Annotated in this window: 3 protein-coding genes; 2 read left to right on the forward strand and 1 reads right to left on the reverse strand. The window is 70.9% G+C overall.

What is annotated here, in order from left to right:
- Positions 1–100 precede the first annotated feature (100 nt).
- Together AB0F81_RS50540 and AB0F81_RS50545 are read left to right on the forward strand one after the other, a co-directional pair.
- On the forward strand, positions 101–1,438 hold the full coding sequence (locus AB0F81_RS50540; RefSeq protein WP_360211511.1) for an MFS transporter: 1,338 nt from the start codon (positions 101–103) through the stop codon (positions 1,436–1,438).
- 32 nt (positions 1,439–1,470) lie between these two features.
- Positions 1,471–1,602: a hypothetical protein gene (locus AB0F81_RS50545; RefSeq protein WP_360211513.1), complete on the forward strand. Its 132-nt coding sequence runs from the start codon at positions 1,471–1,473 to the stop codon at positions 1,600–1,602.
- Positions 1,603–2,308: 706 nt separating this feature from the next.
- Here the strand turns inward: AB0F81_RS50545 and AB0F81_RS50550 are convergent.
- A complete protein-coding gene (locus AB0F81_RS50550) occupies positions 2,309–2,914 on the reverse strand; it encodes a hypothetical protein (RefSeq protein WP_360211515.1) in 606 nt (201 codons plus the stop codon).
- Between the last annotated feature and the right edge of the window lie 1,235 nt (positions 2,915–4,149).

The following is a 4,149-nucleotide window of genomic DNA, read 5'->3' on the forward strand; positions in this document are numbered from 1 at the left end:
GCCACGCCCGGAGGCTGGCCGCCGTGCACGTCTGACCCACCCGCGCCACGCCCGGCGGCCCGCACCGGCCGCCGGGCAAGCGCCTCGATCCGAGGCCTTCATGACCGAAAATGATTCACGGGCAGGCGCCCTGCTCGGCGGCCTGTGCCTGGCCACCGCCGCCTACTCGGTGCTCCAGTCGCTGGTGGTCCCGGCGCTCGGCGTCCTGCGGGGCGAACTCGGCACCACCCCGTCCGGCGCCGCCTGGCTGCTGACCGCCTTCCTGCTCAGCGCCTCCGTCTCGACCCCCGTACTCGGCCGGCTCGCCGACCTGCACGGCAAACGCCGGGTGCTGCTCGCCGCGCTGTCCGCGATGAGCGCCGGCGCCCTCATCTCGGCCCTCGCCGCCGACCTGCCGGTGATGGTGGCCGGCCGGGTGATCCAGGGCCTCGGCGGAGCGGTCTTCCCGCTCTGCTTCGCCCTGGTCCGCGACCACCTGCCGGTGCCACGCCGCCCGCGGGCCTTCGTCGCGATCTCCACCGTGATGAGCGCCGGCGGGGCGATCGGCACCGTCACGGCCGGCCCGATCCTCAGCCTCCTGTCGTCCCGGTGGCTGTTTCTGATCCCCGCCCTGGTGTCCGCGTCAGCGATGATCCCGGTGGCGCTGCTCCTGCCGTCCGGCCGACGCCGCGCGCCCGAAGCGAAGATCGACTGGCTCGGCGCGGCGCTGCTCGCCACCTGGCTCGGCCTGCTGCTCCTGACGATCAGCACCGGCTCGCCCTACCCCGCGCCGCCCGCAGCTGTCCTCGCCGTCGTGTGGTGGCGCCACCAGCGGCGTGCCGCGCAACCCCTGGTCGACCTGCGCACCCTCGCGCTGCCGACGGTGCGTGCCACCAACGCCGCGACCCTCCTGCTCGGCTTCGGCATGTTCGGTTCGTGGATGGTGATCCCGCTGATGGTCGCCGACCGCTTCCACGCCGGCCCCACCCTCGTCGGCCTGGTGATGCTGCCGACCGCCGTAGGCAACCTTCTGATCATGCCGGTGCACCGCCGCCTCGCCGCCCGGCAGGGCCCGCGCGCCGCGCTGGCCCTCGGCATCGGCACCGCCGGCGTCTCCTACCTGGCCCTGGCCCTCGGCCAGTACAACCTCCCCGCGGTCTGCGCCGGCATCCTCGTCATGGGCGCCGGCATAGGCCTAGCTTTCGCCGCCGTGGGCGAGCTAGTCGTCGAAGCCGTCCCACCCACCCAGACCGGCGTCTCCGCCGCGGTCAACACCGTCATGCGCACGGTCGGCGGCAGCCTCGGCGCCGCCACCGGCGGCGCGATCCTCACCCACACACCAGGCGAGGCTCCCTACGCCACCGTCCTCCTCCTGTACGCAACCGCCCTGGCCGCGGCGTTGCTCTGCGCCGTCCAGGTCCCCAAGCCGGCGGTCCCGGTGCCGGCGGTCACGGCTTGAACCCGTCGCGCTCACCGCGGGACACTCAGAACATGGCCAAGGATGTCTATCTGTTCGGCGTGACGCGTGTGCCCCGCTGGGTGCACCACACCACCTGCGCGATGCTCGTGGCCGTAGCGACCGCGGAGGCCGCCGCCCTGATCCACCTGCTGCTGTCCCGCTGAGGCTCGCTACCGGGGTGCGCTCTGCGGCCGCCGGCCGCGCTGATCGAGCCTCCCGACCTGGGTGCGTTCCGCCCGCCCCGGGCTGCGCAGATCGAGGCTCCCCGGCTGGGCGCGTGCCGCAGTCTCCGCTCGCGTTCACCCAGGCTGACCAAGCTTCCCGGCTTGTTGACTCCGGAACTGGCACCGTCGGATCGCCACATTTCGCCGCCACGCTCGCTCTTGCCTCGCGCCACGGCCGCAGAGGACCCGTTCTCGCCCGCCTCCCATTTCCCATGACCGGGCTCCGCCCATGCCTGCCATCCCGATAGCCGTGGCAGGTTGCTGCCCGCGGCGCTCAGCGGCCGACCACGTCGAGCCGGCGGTCCTACGCCATCCCGAATCGCCCGGGTCAACCTCGCCCTCAGCATCGGGCATCAGCGTCGACCTGCAGGCCAGGCTGGCTGCCACGTACCGAATGTGGTTGTCGTGGGGTGCGTGAGTGCCAGCTCGGGGGGTCGGGCTGCCTGTCACGTACCGGATGTGGTTGTCGTGGGGTGCGTGAGTGCCAGCTCGGGGGGTCGGGCTGGCTGCCACGTACCGAATGTGGTCGTGGTGGGGTGTGTCAATGCCAGCCCGGTAGGCCGGGCTGCCGCTATGCACCTGACGCGGCCTCGGTGAGATGTGTCAGCGCCAGCTGTAGGCGGACTGGACGGCTTCTGCGGCGAGTTCAGAGTTCGGCTGGTGCGGCCTGGCGGCGAGCTTCGGTCACGTCTGCCATCAGCCGGTCCCACTGCTCGTCCTCGCGGAAGTGGGCGAGCCGCACCGTCTTGGCGGCCTGCGCCGACGTGTACTCCCACCAGGCAGCCACCCGCACCGGCCACAGCCCCACGCGGACAGCTCCCGCGATGAAGCAGCGGTGCGCCAGCAGGGTCGCGGCCAGCATCTCCGGCTCGAGCTCCACATCAGGATCGTCGATCGCCCGGCCCAGCATGCGTACGTCGCGGTGCATCTCCGAGTAAGCCAACAGACTCGGCATCGCCGGCACCAGCAGCTCGTCCTCCGGCGCCACCAGGTTGTCCGCGTAGGCGGGCGTGAACACCACGTCGTCGACCGTGACGATCAGCGGCAACGCCTCATGCTTGCGGCGTAGGTCCACCTGCACAGCGGGCGCTCCGGTCGGCACCGACACCCAGTCCGCGTCCAGCACGTCCCGGAATGCGAGGCGGGCGGTGTCCCCGATCGCCGGTATGTGCACCGATACCAGGCCGGGGCCGGCGGTCACCTCGGTACCCGGCACCTCCCGCAACATGTCCGCGAGCTCATCAGTGCGCATGCGCCTTGTTATACGCCCCCGGTTCCACCCCTGCAGGTAAGCAGCCGGTGCCGTCCCAGCAGCGACCGGATCCCACAGGCGGCACGCCGGCTCAGTGCCCGCGATCTTGCCTGGAGGAGTTGGCGCCGAGAGCGACCTGCGCGCCGGCAATGGCTGGCGAAGCGTTCCAGTAGCGGGCGAAGTCCGGCGGCTCGACCTACAGATGGAGGCCGGTCTTGGCGGCTTGCCTGGGTGGGGCCGGTCTTGACGGCTTGCCTGGGTGGGGCCGGTCTTGACGGCTTGCCTGGGCGGGGCCGGTTCTGCGGCTTGCCTGGCCAGGGCCCGGTCTTGCGGCTCGCCGGGCAAAGCTGGCCTTGCGCCTCGCCTGGGCAAGCGAGCCTTGCGGCTCATCCGGCCAGGGGAGCAGCGGCGCGGTTCTTGCTGCGAGGTTGACCGTGCGGATCGCGCTCGTTCCGGACCGCCGAGGTGCTGATTCGGGCGCTGCCGCCAAGATCCGCCGTCGTGCGTGGTTTCGCCGGCTGCCGTTTCTGGGCCGCAAGACTGCTGGGCGGGCCGTGCGGCGAGGTGGGCTGGAGGGTTGCGGCGAAGCCTGCGGCGAGCGACGCCCCACCGTCGCCTGTAGGCCCGCCTCGAGCGGGCATCGAGCGCGGCGAGCGGCCGGCGTGCTGGAAGTGCCGTTGCGAAGCTGGTGGCGAGCGGCAGTTGGCTGTCTCGTGCTCGAGTGCGTTGTGGGCTGCGCATTCTTCCGGCAGGTGATCCATTCCGCCGGTCGTTGATGATCGTTTGCACGGGGGCGCTTCAAGCGGCCTTGGCGTGGTCGGCGGGCGGCAATATCGGCTTTGACCTGAGCCTTTTCGCTGATCATGTGGATGTGACCCGCGTCGCGGGAGGCCGATTTGGCATCGCGGGGGAGGGCGAGTAGTGTTGTCCGAGCCGCCAGGGAGACGGGCGAGCGAGCGGGACCCGATCCAGGGGCCCGGCGCGGCCGTCCTGACGGAAACCCTAATCTTGATCGCACGGTCGACGATCGTGCGGTTTTGTGGGGTGCCTCTGCGGTTTCTGTTTGTTGAATTCGGTTGCGAAACGCGGATTTGACACGGCGGAAACGGCGGGTAAAGTAGAGCGAGTGCCCCGGAGGGCGGGCCGCGAATGCGGAACGCAGGATGGTGTGCGGTTGTTCTTTGAGAACTCAACAGGGTGCTTGATAAGCCAGTGCCAATTATGGCAATACCCCG

The sequence above is a fragment of the Actinoplanes sp. NPDC024001 genome (assembly GCF_040638955.1).
Lineage (GTDB): Bacteria > Actinomycetota > Actinomycetes > Mycobacteriales > Micromonosporaceae > Actinoplanes.

Coding starts and splice junctions, on each gene's coding strand:
- AB0F81_RS50540 (WP_360211511.1), top strand. CDS start 101: ATGACCGAAAATGATTCACGGGCAGGCGCCCTGCTCGGCGGCCTGTGC.
- AB0F81_RS50545 (WP_360211513.1), top strand. CDS start 1,471: ATGGCCAAGGATGTCTATCTGTTCGGCGTGACGCGTGTGCCCCGCTGG.
- AB0F81_RS50550 (WP_360211515.1), bottom strand. CDS start 2,914: ATGCGCACTGATGAGCTCGCGGACATGTTGCGGGAGGTGCCGGGTACC.